This is a genomic window from Streptomyces sp. AN091965, from assembly GCF_022698285.1.
Lineage (GTDB): Bacteria > Actinomycetota > Actinomycetes > Streptomycetales > Streptomycetaceae > Streptomyces.
The window spans coordinates 9,387,227-9,410,135 of the sequence record NZ_JALDMY010000001.1; the positions used below are offsets into that span (position 1 = coordinate 9,387,227).

The window sequence follows — 22,909 nt, forward strand, 5'->3', positions numbered from 1 at the left end:
CGCGCTGCCGCCGCGCGGTGCCCCGCCAGCCGCCGTCGGGTGCCGGGCCGCCCTGGGTGTTGGGCCGCCGTGAGGGCCGTGCCGCCCTGGGGACCCGGCCGCCGTCTCCTCCGGTCAGGCGGCGTCGAGCTCCTCGCCCTCGACGAACGTCCCCACCACCTCGATGTCCCCGATGCGCCCCGGGTCCACCCGCCGCGGGTCGTCGCCGAGGACCACGAGGTCGGCGCGCTTGCCGGGGGAGAGGCTGCCCGCGCTGTCCTCCCAGCGGCAGGCGTACGCGGCGTCGACGGTGTACGCGCGCAGCGCCTCGTCGACGCCCATGGCCTCCTTGGGGCCGATGAGGCGGCCGGAGGCGGAGGCCCGCTCGACCATGAACTGGACGGCCCGCAGCGGCGCGCCGTCGGCGACGGGCCGGTCGGAGCTGCCCGCGAGACGCACCCCGTGGTCGAGGAAACCCCGGCCCCGGTACAGCCACGGCGCTCGCTCGGGCCCCATGATCGTGGCGTAGTCGTCGCCGAAGTACCGCAGGAAACTGGGCTGCACGACGGCGATCGCCCCGAGCTCGGCGAAGCGGCCGAGCTGGTCCGGCCGGACGAGGCCCGCGTGCTCGACGCGGTGACGGGCGTCGGTGCGCGGCTTCGCGCGCCGGGCCGCCGCCAGGGCGTCCAGAGCGAGGTCGACGGCGCGGTCGCCGATGGCGTGCACCGCGAGCTGCCAGCCCGCCCGGTGGCCCTCGACGATGGTCTCCGTGAGCACCTCGGGATCGGCCTGGAGCTGCCCGCTGGACGCGCCGCCCACATACGGCTCGGTGAGCGCGGCCGTGCGCGCCATCATGCCGCCGTCGGTGAAGACCTTCAGGGCGCCGAGCGAGAGGCGCCCGTCGCCGAAGCCCGTGCGCAGTCCGAGGCCGAACGACCGCGTCGTGGTGTCCTCGCACGCGGCCTCGACCGGGCGCAGGGCGTCCGCCGCCACCATGAGCTGGACCCGCAGCGGCAGCCGTCCCGTCTCGTGGGCGAGCTGGAAGGCCGCGCCCTCGATGGGGCTGTGCGCGAACAGCTCGCTGCCGATGCCCGCCTCGGCGCAGGCCGTGATGCCCTGGGACCGGCACACGCGGCCGGACTCCGCGACGGCGTCGGCGAGTTCGGCCAGCGTGTGCGGCGGGCGCAGGGCGAGGGCGGCGCCCATGGCGTCCTCCGCGAGGAAGCCGTCCGGGCTCGCGACGTGCGGCGGCAGCTGCCTCAGGACGGCGGAGTTCACCAGGCACGCGTGCCCGGAGATGTGGCCCAGGTACACCGTGCGGCCCGCGCTCACCACGTCGAGCTCGGCGGCGGTCAGCGGCCGGTCGAGCGTGCGCTGGTCGTAGCCCCCGAAGCTCACCCAGCCGTCCGCGGGCGCGGCCGCCACCGCTTCGGCCACGGCCGTGAGGATGTCGTCGACCCGCCTGCTGGGCGCGACGCTCGGTGCCCGTGCCTTGAGGCCGGCCCAGATGAGGTGGACGTGGCTGTCGATGAACCCGGGAAGGACCGTCGCGCCGCCCAGGTCGAGGACGCGCCGCGCCGGGAGCCCCGCCACGTCGGAGTCGAGCCCCACGATCCGGCCCCGCCAGATGCCGAGTTCCCGGGCGGTGGGACGGGCCGGATCCATCGTGAGGATGGTGGCGTTGGTGATCCTGGAGCAAAGCACGAACAGATCCCTTCAGAGGAGTGAATCTTCGTCCCGCGCGAGCTATTGTTAGGTGAGGCTAGCCTAACTTCTAATGGTGGTGGGTGGGGTGGACGAGAGACGGGTGGAACGTCGGCGCGCGGCCTGTGCGCATCGACTCGACGCCTGGGCCGATGGTGTGGTCGCGGGCCTCGACGCGCAAGAAGACGTCGAACGGTCCTTACACACGGCCCTGCGGGGCGACCCGAGCCTGCGCGAGGAGACCGCCGTGCGCCGGGCCGACGCGCTGCGCGCCGCCGCGCTCGGCCTCGGCCCGGCCGGGTGCGCCGTGGCGGCGGGCGTCTCCCTTCGGATGCTCCGCAACTGGCAGGAGCAGGACCCGGCGTTCGCGGCCGCCATGACGGCCGCGGCGCAGCTCGCGGAGCAGGAGCGTGAACGCGCCGCTCCGGCGGCGGTCGACGCCCCCGGGCTCGGTCCCGCCGCGCTGCGCGTGGTCCTCAAGGCCGTCAGGGAGGGCTCGGTCCAGTCGTCGGCGGCCGTCCTCGGCGGCTGGTCCGAGCAGTCCTTCCTCCGGCTGCGCCGCAAGAGCCCGGAGGTCGCCGCCCTGCTCGCCGCCGCGCGCCGGGCGCGCGCCAAGAAGGCGGACCGGCGCGGCCGCCCGCGCTTCGAGCGGGGATATCGACTGGTTCGCGTGGATGACGGCGATATGGGCGTCGAGGTCAGCGCCGACCGGACGGACGGTGACGGCGCCGACAGTGGCAGTGCGGCCGCCGCCTCCGAGGCGTAGCTCCTCAGGGTGACTCGTCCATTTCTAGCCCTATATGGACGAGCTCAATCATGTATGGGAGCACTTGGGGATATATGTCGGCGCCCGCCGCGCGGACCGGAGTCCGTGCGGCGGGCGCCGACGGTCGGTCCCAGGGACCGGGAAGGCGGGATCGGCCGTCAGGGGCGCTGGGTCAGGTAGCCGCCCATGGAGGTGAAGTACTCGGCCGCGGACAGCTCGCGGCCGTCCTCGGTCCGCACGCGCGTGATGGCCAGGCCGTGGTTGCGGCCGGTGCGGGCGTCGGCCCCGGCGACGATCACCACGCCCTCGCCCTCGCGGTAGAAGATGCGGCCGGGCGTGCCGCCGTAGCGCCCCTCGGAGACGACCGCGGCCACGACCTCCAGGCGCTTGCCCTTGTGGAAGGTGAAGGCGCTGGGGTACGGCTCCGACTGGGCGCGCACGAGCCGCTCCAGGTCCTCGGCCGGCCAGGTCCAGTCGATGCGGATGTCCTCGGTGGCGCGCTTGTGGAAGAAGGTCGCCTGCGAGCGGTCCTGCTTGGTGAACTCCGTCTCGCCGGAGGCGATCAGGTCGAGCGCGCCGGTGGTGACCGGGGCGATGAGGTCGACCGTCTTGTGGAAGAGGTCGGTCGCCGTGTCCTTCGGGCCGACCGCCACGGCCTCCTGCCGGACGATGTCACCGGCGTCGAGCTCGTCGTTCATCATGTGCGCGGTGACGCCGACCTCGGTCTCACCGTTGATCAGGGCCCAGATCAGCGGCGAGAAGCCCGCGTACTTCGGCAGCAGCGAGTCGTGGACGTTCAGCGTGCCGTGGCGCGGCAGGCCGAAGATGCGCGGGGGGATCCAGGTCCGCCAGTTGTTGGCGACGATGATGTCCGGGTCGGCCTCCTTGAGGCGCTCGAACAGCTCGTCGTCGTCGGGACGGTTGCGGATGAGCACCGGCACGTCGTGCGCCTCGGCGAGGTCGGCGACGGAGTCGCTCCAGATCTTCTCGTACGCGTGCTCGCTCTTGGGGTGCGTCACGACGAGGACCACGTCGTGCTCGGAGTCCAGGAGGGCTTGCAGGGTGCGGTGCCCCCAGGTCTGGTAACCGAACATGACGACCCGCATGGGGTTCCTCCTCAGAGCAGGGATTGACCGGCGGTAAGTAAAGCAAGGCTTACCTTGGTGTGCAATGGTCGCACGGGGTGCCGAAGTTGATGGCCGCCGGTGTGCGCGCACCGCGACGGGCCTCTCGACCCCGGTACGAGTTTAGCTTAGGCTAGCCTAAGTGGAATGAGAGGGGGCTGCCCGGGTGCCGACCGGCCCCGAGCCGCCGCCAGCTAGGGTGGCGGGCGCTCCGCAGCGCTCTGCCAGGGGACCAGGGCGGGGGCGGATCCGTGGGTGCGTTCCTTGCCGGACGCGAGGTGCCCCCCTGGCCGTACGTCCCCGCCCGAGCAAAGGGATAACGTACGTCGCATGGGCATAACTGCAGTTGAGCGCCTTGCGCCCACCGGTTCGTCAGGGGTCCGCCGACGGCGGGTCGTCGGTCTGGGCGTGCTGGTGGCGGTCCTCGTCGTCGCGGCGATCGCGTCCCTGGCCGTCGGTGCGCGCGCGTTGAGCCCCGCCGAGGTGTGGCACGGCCTCTTCGCCTCGCCGGAGGCCGACCAGCGGCTCAATGAGATCAGGCTCATCGTGCAGACCGTGCGGGTGCCCCGGACGGTCCTCGCGATCGTCGCGGGCATCGCCCTCGGCGTCGGCGGGGCGTTGATCCAGGGGTACACGCGCAACCCGATCGCCGACACGGGCCTGCTGGGCGTGAACGCCGGCGCCTCCTTCGCCGTGGTGTCGGCGATCGCCGTGTTCGGGTTCACCAACCCGTTCCAGTACGTGTGGTTCGCCTTCCTGGGCGCGGCCGTCGCCGGTGTCGTCGTGTTCTCGCTCGCGAGCATCGGCAGAGGGGCGGGCAATCCGCTCACCCTCGCCCTCGCCGGGCAGGGCATCACGGTGTTCCTCACGGCGATGACCACCGCGATCGCGCTGTCGGACCAGAAGTCGCTGAACGCGCTGCGGTTCTGGAACTCGGGCTCCGTGGCCGGTGTGAAGTTCGGCGTCATCTGGCCGATCGCCGGGTTCGTCGCCGTCGGACTCGTCCTCGCGGCGATCACCCTGCCCTCGCTCAACCTGCTCAACCTGGGCGAGGACGTGGCGCGCGGCCTCGGCGTGAACATCGCGCTGAGCCGGACCCTCGGCATCGGCGCCATCACCCTGCTCGCGGGCGCGGCGACCGCGGCGTGCGGGCCCATCGCCTTCCTCGGGCTCATGGTGGCCCACATCGCCCGTTATGTGACCGGCCCCGACTACCGCTGGCTGGTGCCGTACGCGGGTCTGCTCGGCGCGGTCGTCCTGCTGGTCTGCGACATCGTGGGGCGTCTGGTGGTGCGGCCGGGCGAGCTGGACGCGGGGGTCGTCGTCTCCCTGCTCGGTGCCCCGTTCTTCGCGGTGCTGGTGTGGCGTGGAAAGTTCAAGAGCGCGTGAACGGGGCGGACGTCGTGAACGGGACAGAAGTGAAGTCGTCGGTGGCGCCGGGCATCCGGATCGGCCAGGTGTCGTTCGTGTGGCGGCCGTGGGTCGCGTTCGTCACGCTCGTGCTCACGGCGGCGACCTTCGTGGTGTTCTGCCTGTCCATCAGCATCGGGGACTTCCCCCTGGAGCTGTCCCGGGTGATCGCCACCCTCTTCGGCCGGGGCGAGCAGGTCGACGAGTTCGTGATCATGGACCTGCGGCTGCCGCGCGCCCTCGCCGGGCTCGTCGTGGGCATCGCGCTCGGGGTCTCCGGCGCGATCACCCAGTCCATCGCCCGCAATCCGCTGGCCAGTCCGGACGTCCTCGGCGTCACCCAGGGCGCGAGCGCGGTCTCGGTGTTCCTGCTCACGGTGTCGGGCGGGGCGTCGTCGGCGGTCGTCGGCTCTGTGGGACTCTCCGCGGCCGCGCTCGGCGGCGGTCTCCTCACCGGCCTGCTCGTGTACCTCCTGGCGTGGCGGCGGGGGATCGACGGCTTCCGGCTCATCCTCATCGGCATCTCGGTGAGCGCCGTGATGGAGGCGCTCACGACCTGGCTCCTGACCACGGCCGACATCAAGGACGTGGCCCGGGCGCAGTCCTGGCTCGTCGGCTCCCTGGACAACCGGTCCTCGGACGAGGTCTGGGTGGCGCTCTGGTGCTCGCTCGCGCTGCTGGCCGTCGTCGCGTGCGTCGCCTTCCAGTTCAAGCCCATGCACTTCGGCGACGAGGTCGCCGCGGGCCTCGGCGTCCGCTTCCAGGCGGTACGGGCGATCCTGCTGCTCTGCGCGGTCCTGCTGGCCGCCGTGGCGGTGAGCGCGGCGGGCCCCGTCCCCTTCGTCGCCCTGGTCGCGCCCCAGGTGGCGATGCGCCTCGCGCGCTGCCCCACGCCGCCGATGGTGGCCTCCGGCATGGTGGGGGCGCTGCTCCTGATCGGCGCGGACCTCCTCGCGCGCACGGCCCTGCCGGGCACGCTCCCGGTCGGCGTGGTCACCGCCGCGGTGGGCGGACCCTTCCTCATCTACCTCCTGGTGCGGGCGAACCTCAAATAGCCTGATACAAAGGTGAGGCATACCTAAATGCGCAGAGGGGGGCTTGTGGTCACTCAGTACATCACCGAGATCGAGTCCGACGTCGTCGACGACGCCGCACGGCTCACGGCCAGGGGCGTCAGCGTCGGCTACGGCGCGAAGACCGTCATCGACGATCTCGACGTGGCGATACCGCCAGGGGTGATCACCACGATCATCGGCCCCAACGGCTGCGGCAAGTCGACGCTGTTGCGGACCCTCTCGCGGCTGCTCAAGCCGACCAAGGGGTCCGTCGTCCTCGACGGCGAGGACATCGTCCGGCTCAAGACCAAGGACGTGGCGAAGAAGATGGGCCTGCTGCCGCAGGCGCCCGTCGCGCCCGAGGGCCTGACGGTGTCCGACCTGGTCGCCAGGGGCCGCCATCCGCACCAGAGTTGGCTGCGGCAGTGGTCGTCGGACGACGCCGACGTCGTGGCGCGCGCCCTGGCCATGACCGGCGTGTCCGACCTGGCCGACCGGCCGGTCGACTCGCTGTCCGGCGGGCAGCGCCAGCGCGTCTGGATCTCCATGACCCTGGCCCAGGGCACCGATCTGCTCCTCCTCGACGAGCCGACCACCTATCTGGACCTGGCCCACGCGGTCGACGTGCTCGACCTCGTGGACGACCTGCACGAGTCGGGGTGCGCCGTGGTCATGGTTCTGCACGACCTCAACCTGGCCACGCGCTACAGCGACAACCTCATCGTGATGAAGGAGGGGACGATCCTGGCGCAGGGGCACCCGCGCGACGTCATCACCTCCGAGCTGCTCGACGAGGCGTTCGGGCTGCGCGCCATGGTGATCGACGACCCGGTGGGCGACCGGCCGCTGATCGTGCCCATCGGCCGTACGCACGTGCAGCTGGGCTGAGCCCCGCCCCTGCGGGCCCGTCGGTCCTTCCCCACGCGAACACCGGGGCCGCTCCGCGCGGGCTTGCCCCGGCGCGCGACCGCCCCTCGCGCGCGGTGTGGTTGAGCCCCCTCCTGCGTGGCGCGCCTGCGCGCTCCCGCGCCCCCCGGAGCGCCTCGCCGCGGCCCGACCGGCCCCCACCTGCGGCTCTGCCGTGTCCGCGCCCGGGTGACCCGACTGGCCCCGCGCACAGACAAGTTGAAAGTTAGGCTAGGCTTACCTCACAACGGCAAGGTAAGGTTTGGCTGCCCTGAGACAGGGGCGCACCGGACAGCGTGAAAGCAAGGGATCTCGGATGCATCTCCATCGAACGACGACCATGAGGCCCTGGCGGCGGATGGCGGCCGTGGTGTCCGCCGCGGCCCTCGGCGTCGGACTCCTCGCGGGATGCGGCTCGGAGAAGTCGGACAAGGGCGGCGACGACGCCGCTCCGGCCGCCGCCGGGGGCAAGTTCCCCGTGACCGTGGAGCACGCGTTCGGATCCACGAAGGTGACGAAGGCCCCCAAGCGGGTCGTCACCGTCGGCTACACGGACGACCAGACCGTCCTCGCGTTCGGCACCAAGCCGGTCGGCATGACCGACCAGTACCCGAACCCGGCGGGCAAGTCCCCCGACATCAACACCCAGTGGCCCTGGGTGAAGGACAAGTGGGGCGACGCCAAGCCCGACGTCATCATGAAGAACGGCGACTCCGGCCCCAACTACGAGAAGATCGCCGCCCTGCGGCCGGACCTGATCATCGCGGTGTACTCCGAGATCGACAAGGCCGCCTACGACAAGCTCTCCAAGATCGCCCCGACCGTGGGCCGCACCAAGGGCGAGAAGGAGCCGTTCAGCGCTCCGTGGCAGGACAACGCCCTGCACATCGCCAAGGCGCTGGGCCAGGCCGAGAAGGGCGAGAAGCTCGTCAAGGACATCCAGGGCAAGCTCGACGCCGCCAAGAAGGCGCACCCCGAGTTCGCCAAGAAGAACGCCGTCGCGCTGTCCTGGTACAAGGACTCCGTCGCGCCGTTCACCTCCACCGACGTGCGCGGCCGCCTGGTGACGGGCATCGGCTTCCAGTACCAGACCAAGATCGACAAGGTCGCGGGCGGCAAGTTCTTCACCGTCCTGTCGCCCGAGCGCATGGACCTGGTCAACACCGACCGCATCTTCGTCATCAACGACAAGGCGGACCAGAAGGCGCTCAAGAAGTCCGAGCTCTTCAGCAACCTGGACGCCGTGAAGAAGGGCAACGTCTCCTACCTGCTGGACAGCGAGGGTCCCGCGGTCGGCGCGGCCATCTCCCAGGGCACCCTGCTCTCCATGCCCTACGCGATCGACGAACTCGTCAAGTCGGTCGGCTAGGTGTGAGCACTACCGCTACGAAGGTCGCCCCGGCGACCCTGCGCACGGCCGGCGGCCGTGAGGCCACCCGATGGGTCACCACGCACTGCCGCGAGGTCCCCTGGCTGACGACGGCCACCGTGCTCACCACGGTGGTCGGCGCGGCACTCCAGGTGCTCCCGGTGCTGCTGCTCGGCCGCGTCGTCGACGGAGTCGTCGAGGGCGAGTCGCGCTCGGTCCTGCTCACGGTCGGCGTCCTGATGGGGGCCGCCGCGCTGCTCGGCGCGGTGGCCACCGCGGCGTCGACGTATCTGATCGGACGGCTCGGCGCCGACCTGCTCGCGCGGCTGCGCGAAGGCGCCGTCCGCTCGGTGCTCGGAATGCCGAGCGCGCGGATCGAACAGGTCGGCCGCGGCGACGTCCTGTCCCGGGTCGGTGACGACGTGGCCGTCCTGTCCAAGGGCATCCGGATGGCCATCCCCACGGTGTTCTCCGCGGGCGTCCTCGTCTTCATCGCCACGGTCGGCATGTTCGGCCTCGACTGGCGGCTCGGCCTGGCGGGCGCGGGCGCGCTGCCCGCCTACGCCCTGGCCCTGCGCTGGTACCTGCCCCGGTCCGCCCCGCTCTACAAGAAGCAGCGGGTGGCCCAGGCCGACCGCGCACAGGCGCTGATCAGCGGCTTGGACGGCATCGACACGGTCCGGGCGTACCGCCTGGAGGACTCCGTCCGCGAGCAGGTCACCAGCGAGTCGTGGCGCGTGCGCAACTACGGCATCGAGGTGTTCCGGTTCTTCGGCCGCTTCGTCGGCAGGGAGAACCGCGCCGAGTTCATCGGCCTCGTCCTCATCCTCGTCGTGGGGTACGCGCTCCTGGAGGCCGACGCCGCGACCCTGGGTGAGGTGTCGGCGGCCCCGCTGATGTTCCACCGCCTCTTCACCCCGCTGGGCGCCATCATGTTCACCTTCGACGAGGCCCAGAAGTCGGGCGCCAGCCTGACCCGGCTCGTCGGAGTCCTCGGCGAGCCCGCGGAGGAGCGCCTCGTCGGCGACGCGGACGCCGCCCCGGCGGACGCCACGCCCTACTCGGTGACGGTGAAGGGGCTGACGTATCGCTACCCCGACACCGAGCAGCCGGTCCTGAAGGACGTCGACCTGACGATCCCGGCCGGTGGCTCGCTCGCCCTCGTCGGCGCTACCGGAGCGGGCAAGTCGACCCTGGCCGCGCTCATCGCGGGCATCGGGACCCCGCAGGCCGGATCGGTGCGCATCGGCACGACGGACCTCGCCGGTCTGGACGAGGCCGGGGCGCGCGCTTTCGTGAGCATCCTGACGCAGGAGACCCATGTGTTCTCCGGCTCGCTCGCCGACGACCTGCGCCTGGCCGCGCCGAAGGCCACCGACGCCGAACTGACCGACGCGCTGCGCACGGTCGGCGCCGACGGCTGGGTCGAGGCGCTGCCCGAAGGGCTCGACACCCTGGTCGGCGAGGGCGGCGAGCGCCTGGACGTCACCAAGGTCACCCACATCGCCCTGGCCCGCCTGGTGCTGAGCCGCTCCCCGGTGGTCGTGCTCGACGAGTCCACCGCCGAGGCGGGCAGCGAGGGCGCCGCCGAGCTGGAGCGGGCGGTGCGCGCCGCGTGCGCGGGCCGCACCACGCTGTTCGTGGCCCACCGGCTCACCCAGGCCATGGCGGCGGACCGCATCGCCGTCCTGGACGCGGGCCGCGTCGTGGAACTGGGCACCCACGGCGAGCTGGTGGCCCTGGGCGGCCGCTACGCACGGCTGTGGCAGGCGTGGCGAGAAGGTAGTTAGCACATCTGACCCTCGGTCAGGCCAACGTTCGTTCCTTGGAAGGAAACGCTGAGTCTTCGATGAACGCTGAGTCTTCGACGATGGAACCGGGCGCTCGTCGCGTACGGCTTTCCCCCGCGGCCCTGGCCGACGTACGCCGTCGAACGGGTGACCACTCCGACCGGACCATCGCCGCAGCGTGCGCCATCGGTCTCTCGTACTGGGCGACGGGACAGGGCCCCGACGGCATCGACCTGACCGAGGGCACGCTCTTCGCCGACGTCCTCGCCTGGGTCGACAACGGCGGGGTCGCGCCCACCGGCTGGGAGGCCGACGCGGACGGCCGCGGCATCGCCGTCCCCGAGGGCGTCGCGCTCGCCGAGGCGCAGCTCGCGCTCGACGACCTGGCCGACTTCCCGGACCGGCCGCTGGGCACCATCAGCCCGTCCGGCGCCACGGCCCGCCTCGCCGCCCTGGCCGAGTGGAACGACACCCACGCCGACCGGGTCCGCCCGACCATCGTGGAGATGTTCCTCGAACAGGCGCGGACCCGGCCGGACGCCGTCGCCATCGTCGACGAGCACCGCTCGCTGACCTACGGCGAGGCGGCCGCGCTGTCCAGCCAGCTCGCCCACCACCTCATCGAGCGCGGCCTCGACCACGAACAGGTCGTCGGCATCTCCCTCGGCCGCTCCGCCGAGATGGTCATCGGGCTGCTCGGCGTGCTCCAGGCCGGCTGCGCGTTCGTGCCGCTCGACCCGCAGTGGCCCGCCGCGCGCCGGTCCGTCGTCATCGCCGACGCCCGGGTCGTGCTCCAGCTGAGCGACTCCGGCGCCCACGACCCGAGCGAACCGGAAGCCGTCGCCGTCGACCTCGGCGACTGGAAGTACGGCTCCTACCCCGCCGGGGGCACCGGCGTCACCGTCCTCGGCGACGCCCTGGCGTACGTCATCTTCACGTCCGGTTCGACGGGACGGCCCAAGGGCGCGATGATCCGCCACGAGGCGATCAGCGAGCGCCTGCTGTGGCAGGTCGGTGAGATCCTCGGCTTCGGCCACGACGACGCCTCCCTCTTCAAGGCGCCGCTGTCCTTCGACATCTCCATCAACGAGATCTTCCTGCCGCTGGTGTGCGGCGGCCGCCTCGTGGTCCTGCGGCCCGGCGGCGAACGCGACCCGCACCACCTGCTGAGCGTGATCGCCGAACAGCGCGTCACCTTCACGTACCTGGTGTCGTCCATGCTGGACGTGCTGCTCGAAATGGCGGGCGAGTCCGGGCGCCTGGACAGCCTGCGCCACGTGTGGTGCGGCGGCGAGGTCCTCACCCCGGAGCTGTACGAGCGGTTCCGCACCCGGCTCGACATCCCCATGTACCACGGCTACGGCCCGGCCGAGACGACGATCGGCGTCTCCCACGTCATCTACCGGGGTGCTGCCGAGCGCCTCTCCACGTCGATCGGCAAGGCCAACCCCAACACCCAGCTGTACGTCCTCGACGACGAGCTGCGCCCGGTGCCGGTCGGCGTCGGCGGCGAGCTCTACGTGGGCGGATTCCTCCTCGGCCGCGGCTACGTCAACGCGCCGGGCCTGACGGCGTCCCGGTTCGTGGCGAACCCCTTCGCCGCCGACGGCTCCCGTCTCTACCGGACCGGTGACCTCGCCCGGTTCGCCCCCGACGGCTCCCTGGACTTCCTCGGCCGGGCCGACAACCAGATCAAGATCCGCGGCATGCGCCTGGAGATCGAGGATGTCGAGGCGGGCCTCGCCGAGCACCCCCGCGTGCGGCACACCTGCGTCGTCGCGAAGAAGAACGCGGCGGGCGGCACCTACCTCGTGGGCTACGTGATCCCGGCCGCCGGGAGCGAGGACCTGACGGCCGACGACGTCAAGGCGTGGGCCGCCGAGCACATGGTCGAGTACATGGTGCCCGCCCACGCCGTCGTGATGACGGAGTTCCCCCTCACCGCGAACGGCAAGCTCGACCGCAAGGCCCTGCCGGAGCCCGTGCTCGCCGCCGGCTCCCTCGTCGCGCCCGCCACCGACAACGAACGCGTGGTGTGCACGGCGGTCGCGGCCCTGCTCCAGCTCGACGAGGTCGGCGCCGACCAGGACTTCTTCCAGCTCGGCGGCGACAGCATCCTGGCGATCTCGCTGCTGAGCGCGCTGCGCGACGCGGGCCTGTTCGTCACGGCACGGCAGATCTTCAGCAACAGCGTCCTCGGTGCCCTCGCCGCGGTGGCGAGCCGCGAGGACGTCGCCACCGTGGACCACGGCGACACCGCCACCGGCACCGTCGTGGGCTCGCCCATCGTGCAGTGGCTCGGCGAGACCACCGACGCCATCGACGGCTTCGTGCAGTCGGTCGTCCTCAACACCCCGGCGGACCTGACCGCCGACACCCTCGACGCGCTCCTCGCCGCCGTGGCCGGGCACCACGACATGCTGCGCGCCAAGCTGGTGCGCGCGGAGCGCTGGAGCTTCGACATCCCCGAGGCCGACCGGTCCGCCGTCGGCTGGCAGGAGAGCGACCGGCCCCTGGACGAGTGCGTCGCACTCGCCACCGAGGCCCTGGACCCGGCGAACGGCGTGATGCTGCGCGCCGTCTGGCGCCGCGCGGCCCGCCAGCTGGTCCTGGTCGCCCACCACGTCGTGATGGACGGCGTGTCCTGGCGGGTCCTCATGGAGGACCTGGCCACCGCCTGGCGGCAGAGCGCCGCGGGCGCGCCGATCGAACTGCCCCCGACGGGCACCTCGTTCCGGCGCTGGACACAGCTCCTCGGCCGGACCGGGTTCGACGCGGACCGCGCCTACTTCCAGCGGCCCCTGCCGCACACCGACGAGTTGGTGGGCAGGCGCGCCCTGGCCGCCGCCGACACCGTCGCACGGGAGCGCATACGCACCGTCTCCGTCGGCGCCGAGGCCACGGCCGCGCTGCTCGGCGAGATACCCGCGAAGTTCCACGCGGGCGTCAACGACGTCCTGCTCACCGCGCTCGCCGTCACCCTCGCCCGGTGGCGCCGCGACCTCGGGCAGGACCAGACGTTCGCCCACATCGAGCTGGAGGGCCACGGCCGCGAGGGCCAGTTCGTCGCCGACGCCGTCGGCTTCGAACCGGACCTGTCGCACACCGTGGGCTGGTTCACCACTCTGTTCCCGGTGACCGTGGACCCCGGCGCCACGACCGACCCGACCGCGCCCGGCTACCTCGCCGCCGCGCTCAAGGCGGTCAAGGAGGACCTCGCCCGGGTCCCGAGCAACGGCGTCTCCTACGGCGCCCTGCGCTACCTCGCCGACACCGCCTTCGACGCGCCCGCACCGCAGGTCCTCTTCAACTACCTGGGCCGCTTCGACGCGGGCGCCGCCGGGGACTGGCAGCTCGCGCACACCACCGGGCAGCTGGGCGAGAAGCGCGACCCCGCGATGCGCCTGCCGCGCGCCCTGGAGTTCAACGCGATCGCCGAACCCGCCGCGAGCGGCGAGTACGAGCTGGTCACCACCATCTCCTGGCCCGACGGGATATTCACCGACCAGGACATCACCACCATCGGCGGCTACTTCCAGGAGGCCCTGGCCGGGCTCGCCGCGCTCGACGAGGGCGGCCACACGCCCAGCGACTTCCCCCTCGTGCCCCTCACGCAGGCCGACGTCGACGCCCTGGAAGGACCGGCGCTGCGGGACGTCCTGCCGCTGACCCCGCTCCAGGAAGGCCTCTACTTCCACTCCGTCTTCGACGACGAGTCCGCGGGCGCCTACGTCGAGCAGCAGCTCCTCACCCTGGACGGCGAGGTGGACGCCGACCGGCTCGCGGCCGCGGCCACCCGGCTGCTCACCCTGTACCCGAACCTCGCCGCGCGCTTCGTCGCCCTCGCCGACGGCCGCGTCGTCTCCGTCCTGGACGGCGGCGTCCAGGCGCCCTTCACCACCCTGGACCGCCCCGGCATCACCGACGCCGAGCTCCGGGAGTACGCGGAGCAGGACCGCCGCGCGGGCTTCGACCTGGCCACCGGCCCCCTGATGCGCTACACGCTGGTCCGCGCGGGCTCCGGCCGCACCGTCCTCGTGCAGACCGTGCACCACATCATCGCCGACGGCTGGTCGGTGCCCCCGATGCTGCGCGCGCTCCTCGCCGAGTACCACGCGCCCGGCACCGTGTACCCGCTCGGCGGCTTCGCCGACTACGTGCGCTGGCTCGGCGCACGCGACGACGACGAGAGCGACCGGGTCTGGCGCGAGGAACTCGCCGACCTGCCCGCCGCCTCCCTGGTCGCCGAGGGACACACCCCCTCCGAGCGGTTCGCCGACACCGTCGTGGAGCCGCAGGAGGACATCGACGCGGCCGTCCGCTCGGCCGGCGTGCCGCTGAGCGTGGCCGTGCACAGCGCCTGGGCGATCACCCTCGGCGGCATCCTGCACGGCGAGGACGTGGTGTTCGGCTCCACGGTCTCCGGGCGTGACGCGGACGTGCCCGGCATCGAGGACATGGTGGGCCTGTTCATCAACACCATTCCCGTGCGCGCCCGCTGGTCCGGGGACACCACGGCCCGCGACCTGCTCGCGGCCGTGCGCGAGCACCAGAGCGCGGTCCTTCCGCACCAGCACGTCTCGCTCGCCAGGATCGGCCGCCAGACGGGCTCCGGCTCCCTGTTCGACACCCTGGTCGTCTTCGACGTCGCGACCGACGTCGAGGCCCTGCGGCGCCCCGACGACACGCTCGTCGTCGCCGACATCGTGAACGAAGGCGCCCCGCACTACCCGCTGACGCTGGTGGTGGAGCGCGCCCTCGACGGCCGACCGCGCTTCAACCTCATCTACGACGGCGAACTCCTGGGCGAGACGGCCGCGCAGGCCATCCTGCACACCTTCGCCCGGACCCTCACCGGCCTGCTCACCCGCCCGGACGCCCTGGTCGACGACCTGGCCGCCGAGAGCGACCGGCGCCAGGACCCGGTCGCTCCGACCACCCTGGGCGCCCTGTTCGACGCCGCCGCGCTCCGCGACCCCGCCGCCACCGCCGTCACCCAGTGCGGCCTCGACGGCGACACCAGGTCGCTGACCTACGGCGAACTCGCCGCCGCGAAGGACGACCTGGCCACGGCCCTGCGCGCGGCCGGGGTCGGACCGGGCAAGCGGGTCGCCGTCGCCGTGCCGCGCTCCGTCGAGCAGGTCGTCGCCCTGGTCGCGATCGTCAGCGCGGGCGGCGCCTACGTACCGCTGGACCTGGCCTACCCGGACGACCGCCTGGAGTACGTCCTCGCCGACGCGGCGCCGCAGGTCGTCCTCGTGGACGCCGGCCAGCGGGACCGCTTCACGGACCTCCTCGCCCGCGCCGGAGTGGCGGCCCGCGTGCTCGTCCAGGGCGACGAGCTGCCGCAGGCCCCGGCCGGACCCGCGCCCGAGGCCCGCTGGCACGACCCCGCGTACGTCATCTACACGTCCGGTTCGACAGGACGGCCCAAGGGCGTCGTCGTCCCGCACTCCAGCGTGGTGACGCTGCTCGCCAACACCCGCGCCGACATGGACTTCGGCCCCGACGACGTCTGGGTGCAGTTCCACTCCTATTCCTTCGACTTCGCGGTCTGGGAGCTGTGGGGCGCCCTCGTCCACGGCGGCGAACTCCTCGTGCCCGAGTACGCCCTGACCCGCTCCCCGGTCGACTTCCACCGCCTGGTCCGCGAGCGCGCGGTGACCGTGCTCAACCAGACCCCGTCGGCCTTCTACCAGTTCATCGAGGCCGACCGGATCGCCGAGCGGCCGGTCACGGAGCTGCGCCGGATCGTCTTCGGCGGCGAGGCCCTCGACCTCGGACGCCTGCGCGGCTGGGTCGAGCGGCACGGCACCGCCGCGCCCGAGCTGGTCAACATGTACGGGATCACCGAGACCACCGTGCACGTCACCCACCGGGTGCTCACCGACGCGGACTTCGGCCCCGGCGACGACGTCAGCCCCATCGGCGGTCCGATCCCCGGCCTTGCGACCTATCTGCTCGACGACCGGCTCCGGCCGGTGCCGCCGGGCCGCGTGGGCGCCATCTACGTCGCCGGTGACCAGGTGTCGCTCGGCTACCTGGGCAGGGCCGGGCTCACCTCGGGCCGGTTCGTGGCGGACCCCTTCGCCGCCGACGGCTCCCGCATGTACCACACGGGCGACCTCGCCCGCCGCACCCTCGGCGGCGAGCTGGAGTTCGCGGGCCGCGCCGACGACCAGGTGCAGCTCAAGGGCTTCCGCATCGAACTCGGCGAGGTGGAGTCCGCGGTCAGGGAGCTCGACGGCGTGGTCGACGTGGCCGTCACCGTGGCCGACACCGGCGACCACCTGGTCGCCCACGTCGTGGGCCGCGTGCCCGGCGACTTCGCCGCGCTCCTCGCCACGAAGCTGCCCGTGCACATGGTGCCGGGCCGGGTCCTGACGGCGGCCGCGCTGCCGCTGACCGTCAACGGCAAGCTGGACCGCAAGGCCCTGATCGCCCGCGCCGCCCAGGACGACACGCGGGTGGCCGAGGGCGAGGCCCCGCTCGAGGCGCGGGGCGAGGCACCGGCCGACGCGGGCGACTCCGTGCTCGCCACCCTCGTCGACCTCTTCGCCCAGACGCTGCCCGGCTCCGTCGTGGACGCCGACACCGACTTCTTCAAGGCCGGGGGCGACAGCATCGTCGCCATCACCTTGATCAACCGGGGCCGGGCGCTCGGCCTGCACTTCGCGCCCCGCGACGTGTTCCTGTTCCGGACGCCGCGCGCGCTCGCCGAGCACCTGGACGCGCACAGGCAGCGGACCCCGGTCGCCGCGGCCACGCCCGCCCGCCGCGAGGACGGCCCGCTGACCCCGACGCCGATCATCCTGCGCCAGCGCGAACTGGGCGGCTCCCTCGCCCGATTCGCCCAGGCCAGGACCCTGGTGGCGCCCGAGGGCACCGGATTCGCCGACGCCCGGCGCGCCGCGAACGCCGTGGTCGCCGCGCACCCCGCCCTGCGGCTCAGGCTGCGCGCCGAGCACGGCGCCTGGGCCCTGCACACCGAACCGGCCCGCGACGTCACCGTCGTACGGCCCTCCGCGGCCGCGGCGACCGACGCGACGGCCGTGGCGAACGACGCCGCCGGACGCCTCGACCCCGAGACCGGGGACGTCATCGCGTTCGCCTGGCTGGAGGCCAGCAGGACCCTGGTCGTCACGGTGCACCACATCGCCGTCGACTCGGTGTCCTGGCTCGTCCTCCTGGACGACCTGACCACCGCCATGAACGGGGCGGACCTGGCGCCGCCGACCACCTCCTACGCCGAGTACGCCGAAGCGCTGGCGCTCCGGTCCACGCAGGCGATCGACGGCCTCGGGCACTGGATCGAAACGCTCCGGGCGCCCGCCCTCGTCCCGGCGGTGGGGGAGGTGCGCGAGCGGACCGTCGTGCTCGCGCCCGAGGTGAGCGACCACGTGACGCGCACCGCGCCCGCCGCGCTCGGCGTCGACCTCACCGAGCTGCTGTGCGGCACGCTGCGCACCGCGCTGACGGCGATCCAGGCCGCGCCCACCGACCTCGCGGTCGAGCTGGAGCGGCACGGCCGGGTCCCGGTCGAGGAGCACCACGACTACACCCGCACCGTCGGCTGGTTCACCGCCATCGCACCCGTGCGGCTGAGCGCCCACACCGACCCCGTCGCGGCCGCTCGCGAGGTCGCCGAACGCCAGCCCGACGAGGACGGACACGTCGCCTACGGCCGGCTCAGGTACCTCAACCCGCAGACGGCCCCGCTGCTCACCGCCCGCCCGCAGGTCCTCTTCAACTACCTCGGCCGGGGCAGCGAGTCCCAGGCCCTGCACCTCACCGGCGGCGACCAGGGCAGCCCCTACGCCGTCGAGGTCAACGCCTGGACCGACGCGGCCACCGGCAGCCTGCACGCGGCCTTCACCCTCGCCGACGGCATCCCCGACGCGATCACCGAGCACTGGCTGAGCGCCCTCGCCCGGGTCGCGGAGGCCGCCACGACCGCCGAGCGCACCGCACCGGTCACCCCGCTCCAGCGCGGCCTGTTCTTCCAGGCCCAGCTGGCGGGCGCCGCCGGACACTACGTCGCGCAGAGCTACTTCACCTTCGACCGGCGCCTGGACACCGACGTCCTGGCCGACGCCATGGCGCACGTGATCGCGCGGCACCCGGTCGTCGGCGCGGGCTTCGCCACCGACGACGACGGCAACCCGGTCCAGGTCCTCAAGGCGGGCCGACGCGTGGACGTCCGCACGGTCGACCTGGCCACCGACGCGGAGGTCGAGGACCTGCGCGCCCGGGACCGCGACACCGGCTTCGACCCGGCCGAGCCGCCGCTGATCCGCCTCACCGTGGTCCGCAGGCCCGACGGGCGCGACGGCCTGCTCCTGAGCTACCACCTGCTGCTGTGGGACGGCTGGTCCCGCGAGATCGTGCTGCGCGACCTGTTCGACGCCTACGAGGCCATCGGCGCGGGCCGGACCCTCGACGCGACCCCGGCCGCGCCGGGCTTCGAGGACTACGCCCGCGCGCTCGACGCCAAGGACGCCGCCGCCTCCGAGCGGTTCTGGGCGGAGCACCTGGCGGGCCTGGCAGGCCCGACACTGCTCGCCGGGCCGACCCCGGCCCTGTCGGACGAGCTGCCGCGCGCCCTCGTGCACACCCTGTCCGCCGAGCAGTCGGACCTGCTGCGGGACGCGGCCAAGACGCACGGCGTGACCCTGAACTCGGTCCTCACCGGCGCGTTCGGCCTGCTGCTCGGCGCCCACACGGGCCGCAGCGACGCCGTGTTCGGCGTGACCGTCTCCGGCCGTGACGGCGAGGGGCTGTCCGACATCGTCGGCGTGCTGCTCAACACCGTGCCCCAGTGGACGCGGGCCCGCCCCGACGACACCGTCCGGGACTACCTGGAGGCCGTGCAGAGGGCCCGGGTCGAGGCGATGGAGCACGAGCACGTCGGCCTCGGCGAGATCCAGCGCGCCAGCGGACACGACACCCTCTTCGACAACCTGTTCGTGCTCCAGAACTTCCTGGACATGGACGCGTTCGCCGCGATGAACTCCCGGCACGGCATCACCTCCGTGCGGGCCGACGACTCCACCCACTACCCGTTCACCTGGGTCGTGACGCCGGGCGACCGGCTCACGGTCAAGCTGGAGCACCGCGACGGCGACACGGACAACGCCCGTCGCCTCCTCGCCGACTACGTCCGCGTCCTCGAGGACCTGGCCCGCTCGACGGGGCCGGTCGGCGCCCTGCCGGGCCTGGGCGAGGACCCCCGGCCCGTCGAGCGCACGGACATCGGCACGGACACGGTCGTCGACCGCTTCGACCGGGCGGCCGACCGGGACCCGCAGCGGGTGGCGCTCGTCGCCCACGGCGCGACCATGACGTTCGCCGAGCTGCGCGACCGCAGCCGCGCCGTGGCGGGTGTGCTCGCCGCGCGGGACATCGGCCCCGAGACGACCGTGGGTCTCGCGGTCCCGCGCTCCCTCGACTCGATCGTGGCGCTGTTCGCCGTGCTGCGCGTCGGCGCCGCGTACGTACCGCTGGAACTGGACCACCCGGACGAGCGGATCGCCGCGATCGTCGACGACGCGCGGCCCGCGGTGATCCTCACCGTCAGTGCCGTGGCGCACCGCCTCACCGGCGACCTGATCGATCTTGACCGCCCGCTGCCCGCAGCCCAGCCGTTCGTCACGTTCGCGCCGGACGACCCGGACCGGCTGCGGCACCCCGCGTACACGATCTACACCTCCGGTTCGACCGGAAAGCCCAAGGGCGTGGTCACCGAGTACGCCGGGCTCACCAACATGCTGATCAACCATCAGCGGCGGATCTTCGAGCCGGTCCTCGCCGACCACGGCCACCGGGTCTTCCGGATCGCCCACACCGTGTCGTTCGCGTTCGACATGTCGTGGGAGGAGCTGCTGTGGCTCGCCGACGGCCACGAGGTGCACATCTGCGACGAGGAGCTGCGCCGCGACGCGCCGCGCCTGGTCGAGTACTGCCTCGAGCACGGGATCGACGTCATCAACGTGACGCCCACCTACGCGCAGCAGCTGGTGGCCGAGGGCCTGCTCGACCACCCGGAGCGGCGCCCGGCCCTGGTGCTGCTCGGTGGCGAGGCCGTCACGCCGAAGCTGTGGCAGCGGCTCGCCGAGACCGAGGGCACGGTCGGCTACAACCTCTACGGGCCCACGGAATACACCATCAACACCCTCGGCGTCGGCACCTTCGAGTGCCAGGACCCGGTGGTGGGCGTGGCCATCGACAACACCGACGCCCATGTGCTCGACCCGTGGCTGCGGCCGCTGCCGGACGGCGTCCCCGGTGAGCTGTACGTGGCGGGCATCGGCATCGCCCGCGGCTACCTCGGCCGGCCGGGCCAGAGCGCGGACCGCTTCGTGGCGTGCCCGTTCGGCGCGCCCGGCGAGCGCATGTACCGCACCGGCGACCTGGTGGTGCGGCGGCCCGACGGAAACCTGATGTACCTGGGCCGCACCGACCAGCAGGTCAAGATCCGGGGCCACCGCGTCGAACTCGGCGAGGTCGAGGCCGCGTTCGCCGCGCACCCGGCGGTGCGCTTCGTGGCCGCGGTCGCCCAGCCGGACCCGCAGGTCGACGGCGCCCACCGGCTCGCCGCGTACCTCGTCCTCGAGGGCGCCGACCTCGCGGCGGTGGCCGCCGAAGTGGGCACGGGTCTTCCGGACTTCCTGCGGCCGACGCACTATGCCCAGGTCGACAGCATCCCGCTGACGGTCAACGGGAAGGCGGACACCAAGGCACTGCCGGAGGCCAAGCCGCTCGGCGCGCTGACCACGGCGACGGAGCGGCGCCCGGCGACCGAGACCGAGACCGTGGTGTGCGAGTACTTCGCCGAAGCACTCGACCTGGATGATGACGAGGTGAGCGCAGTGAGCGACTTCGTGTCCCTCGGTGGGCACTCCATGCTGGCGGTGCGGCTCATCGGGCTGCTCCGCCGCGAGTACGGACCTGTGATCACCATCCGCGACCTGTTCACCCTCAAGACCCCCGAAGCGATTGCCCGCCACCTCGATGACCACTCCTGATACGCAGCGGCCCCGCCCCGGGGCAGACATCCTGCGCACCGCACTGCGCCGCAACGTCGGCGCCATGGCCGCCGGTACCGTCCTCATGGGCCTGTACCAGGCCGGGGAGACCGCCTTCCCGATCGCGCTCGGCCTGATCGTCGAGCACACGATGAGGGACCGGAGCCTCGGTGCCCTCGGCCTGTCGATCGGCGCGCTCGCCGTGATCATCACGACGGTCTCGCTGTCGTGGCGGTTCGGCATGCGCGTCCTGCAGAAGGCCAACACGACCGAGGCGCACCGCTGGCGCGTGAAGGTCGCGTCCTGCGGCCTCCAGCCGGTGGCCCGGGACGTCGACCTGAAGTCGGGCGAGGTCCTCACCATCGCCACGGAGGACGCCGACCAGACCGCCGACATCGTCGAAGTGGTGCCGCTGCTGATCAGTTCGCTGGTCGCGGTGGTGGTCGCGGCGGTCGCCCTCGGCCTCGCGGACTACCGGCTCGGCCTCCTGGTCGTCGTGGGTACGGTCGCGATCCTGTCGGTCCTGAGCGTGATGTCGAAGCGGATCGGCTCCAGCACCCAGGAGCAGCAGGCCCGCGTGGCACGGGCAGGTGCGAAGGTCGCCGACCTGATCACCGGCCTGCGCCCGCTGCACGGCTTCGGCGGCAACCACGCGGCGTTCCGGTCCTACCGGAAGGTCAGTACGGAGGCGAAGCACCAGGCGATCACCGTCGCCCGGGTGAACGGCGTGTACGCGGGCACCGCGCTCGCCCTCAACGCGATCCTCGCCGCCGCGGTGTCCATCACCGCCGGGTGGCTGGCGTTCGAGGGGCAGATCACGATCGGGGAGCTCGTGATGGCCGTGGGCCTCGCGCAGTTCATCATCGAGCCGCTCAAGATGTTCTCCGAGATGCCCAAGTACGTGATGATCGCGCGCGCCTCGGCCGCGCGCATGGCCCTGGTGCTCGCCGCCCCGCCGCTGGCGACACCGGGTCCCGGCCGCCCGGCCCCGGGCGGCGACCTGGAGGTGGACTGCGTCCGCCACGGCGCGCTGCGCAAGCTGAAGTTCCAGGTGGCGGCGGGCGAGTTCGTGGCGATCGCCCCCTACCAGCCGCGCGCGGCGGCCGACCTCGCGTCGGTCCTCGCCGTGCAGGTCCCGCCGCACGCGTACGACGGCGTGGTGCGGGTGAGCGGCCAGGAGCTCGCGGACCTGTCGATGGAGGCCGTGCGCGAGCACATCCTGGTGAACCCCTACGACGGGGAGATCTTCGCGGGCACCCTGCGCACGAACATCGACCCGTCGGGCACCAGCCGGTCCGTCGACGAGGCCGTGGAGGCGTCGATGCTGACCGACGTCGTCGCCCTGCACCGCGAGGGCCTCGACTACACGGTCCGCGACCGCGGCGCCAACCTCTCCGGCGGGCAGCGGCAACGCCTGTCCCTGGCGCGGGCCCTGGCCGCCGACACCGAGGTCCTGGTCCTGCACGACCCGACGACGGCCGTGGACGCGGTCACCGAGCAGCTCATCGCGCGCAACGTGGCGAAGGCGCGCCGGGGCCGCACCACCATCGTCATCACCAGCAGTCCGGCCCTCCTGGATGCCGCCGACCGCGTGCTCGTCCTGGACGACGGCGTCATCACGGCCGAGGACACCCACCGGAACCTGCTCGCCACGGACGAGGGGTACTGCCGGGCCGTGGCACGGTGACGTCCTGACGCCGTGACGTCCTGACGCCCGGTACGACAGCAGCGGTTCCCGGGGAGGTGGAGTACCTCCCCGGGAACCGCTGCTGTCGTACCGGG

10 protein-coding genes are annotated in these 22,909 nt (G+C 72.7%); 8 read left to right on the forward strand and 2 right to left on the reverse strand.

Annotation, left to right across the window (positions count from 1 at the left end):
* Positions 1-114 precede the first annotated feature (114 nt).
* Complete coding sequence (locus MQV74_RS38730) at positions 115-1,683, reverse strand: amidohydrolase (protein ID WP_242728183.1); 1,569 nt, start codon at positions 1,681-1,683, stop codon at positions 115-117.
* 88 nt (positions 1,684-1,771) lie between these two features.
* Here MQV74_RS38730 and MQV74_RS38735 point away from each other — a divergent pair, with 88 nt between their 5' ends.
* Complete coding sequence (locus MQV74_RS38735; protein ID WP_242728184.1) at positions 1,772-2,449, forward strand: hypothetical protein; 678 nt, start codon at positions 1,772-1,774, stop codon at positions 2,447-2,449.
* A 158-nt stretch (positions 2,450-2,607) separates the two neighbouring features.
* On the opposite strand, the gene MQV74_RS38740 is transcribed toward MQV74_RS38735, so the two are convergent.
* Positions 2,608-3,555 carry a methionyl-tRNA formyltransferase gene (locus MQV74_RS38740; protein ID WP_242728185.1) on the reverse strand — a complete coding sequence of 316 codons (948 nt, stop codon included), beginning with the start codon at positions 3,553-3,555 and terminating at the stop codon, positions 2,608-2,610.
* A gap of 348 nt (positions 3,556-3,903) precedes the next feature.
* Here MQV74_RS38740 and MQV74_RS38745 point away from each other — a divergent pair, with 348 nt between their 5' ends.
* From MQV74_RS38745 to MQV74_RS38775, 7 genes are all read left to right on the forward strand, one after another.
* The gene (locus tag MQV74_RS38745; RefSeq protein ID WP_242728186.1) at positions 3,904-4,962 is read left to right on the forward strand and encodes a FecCD family ABC transporter permease; all 1,059 of its coding nucleotides are present in this window, start codon (positions 3,904-3,906) and stop codon (positions 4,960-4,962) included.
* 14 nt (positions 4,963-4,976) lie between these two features.
* Positions 4,977-6,038, forward strand: coding sequence for a FecCD family ABC transporter permease (locus MQV74_RS38750; protein ID WP_242728187.1), 1,062 nt, complete (start codon positions 4,977-4,979; stop codon positions 6,036-6,038).
* 45 nt (positions 6,039-6,083) lie between these two features.
* Positions 6,084-6,926 (forward strand): ABC transporter ATP-binding protein, encoded by an 843-nt coding sequence (locus MQV74_RS38755; protein WP_374120759.1) that lies wholly within the window; start codon positions 6,084-6,086, stop codon positions 6,924-6,926.
* A 334-nt stretch (positions 6,927-7,260) separates the two neighbouring features.
* Positions 7,261-8,313 carry an iron-siderophore ABC transporter substrate-binding protein gene (locus MQV74_RS38760; protein ID WP_242728189.1) on the forward strand — a complete coding sequence of 351 codons (1,053 nt, stop codon included), beginning with the start codon at positions 7,261-7,263 and terminating at the stop codon, positions 8,311-8,313.
* Positions 8,314-8,315: 2 nt separating this feature from the next.
* Positions 8,316-10,103 (forward strand): ABC transporter ATP-binding protein, encoded by a 1,788-nt coding sequence (locus MQV74_RS38765; RefSeq protein ID WP_242728190.1) that lies wholly within the window; start codon positions 8,316-8,318, stop codon positions 10,101-10,103.
* A gap of 59 nt (positions 10,104-10,162) precedes the next feature.
* The gene (locus MQV74_RS38770; protein ID WP_242728191.1) at positions 10,163-21,127 is read left to right on the forward strand and encodes a non-ribosomal peptide synthetase; all 10,965 of its coding nucleotides are present in this window, start codon (positions 10,163-10,165) and stop codon (positions 21,125-21,127) included.
* The gene (locus MQV74_RS38775) at positions 21,114-22,814 is read left to right on the forward strand and encodes an ABC transporter ATP-binding protein (RefSeq protein WP_242728192.1); all 1,701 of its coding nucleotides are present in this window, start codon (positions 21,114-21,116) and stop codon (positions 22,812-22,814) included. Before MQV74_RS38770 ends, MQV74_RS38775 begins: the two co-directional genes overlap by 14 nt.
* The last annotated feature ends 95 nt before the right edge of the window (positions 22,815-22,909 follow it).

Coding starts and splice junctions, on each gene's coding strand:
- MQV74_RS38740 (WP_242728185.1), bottom strand. CDS start 3,555: ATGCGGGTCGTCATGTTCGGTTACCAGACCTGGGGGCACCGCACCCTG.
- MQV74_RS38745 (WP_242728186.1), top strand. CDS start 3,904: ATGGGCATAACTGCAGTTGAGCGCCTTGCGCCCACCGGTTCGTCAGGG.
- MQV74_RS38760 (WP_242728189.1), top strand. CDS start 7,261: ATGCATCTCCATCGAACGACGACCATGAGGCCCTGGCGGCGGATGGCG.
- MQV74_RS38770 (WP_242728191.1), top strand. CDS start 10,163: ATGAACGCTGAGTCTTCGACGATGGAACCGGGCGCTCGTCGCGTACGG.
- MQV74_RS38775 (WP_242728192.1), top strand. CDS start 21,114: ATGACCACTCCTGATACGCAGCGGCCCCGCCCCGGGGCAGACATCCTG.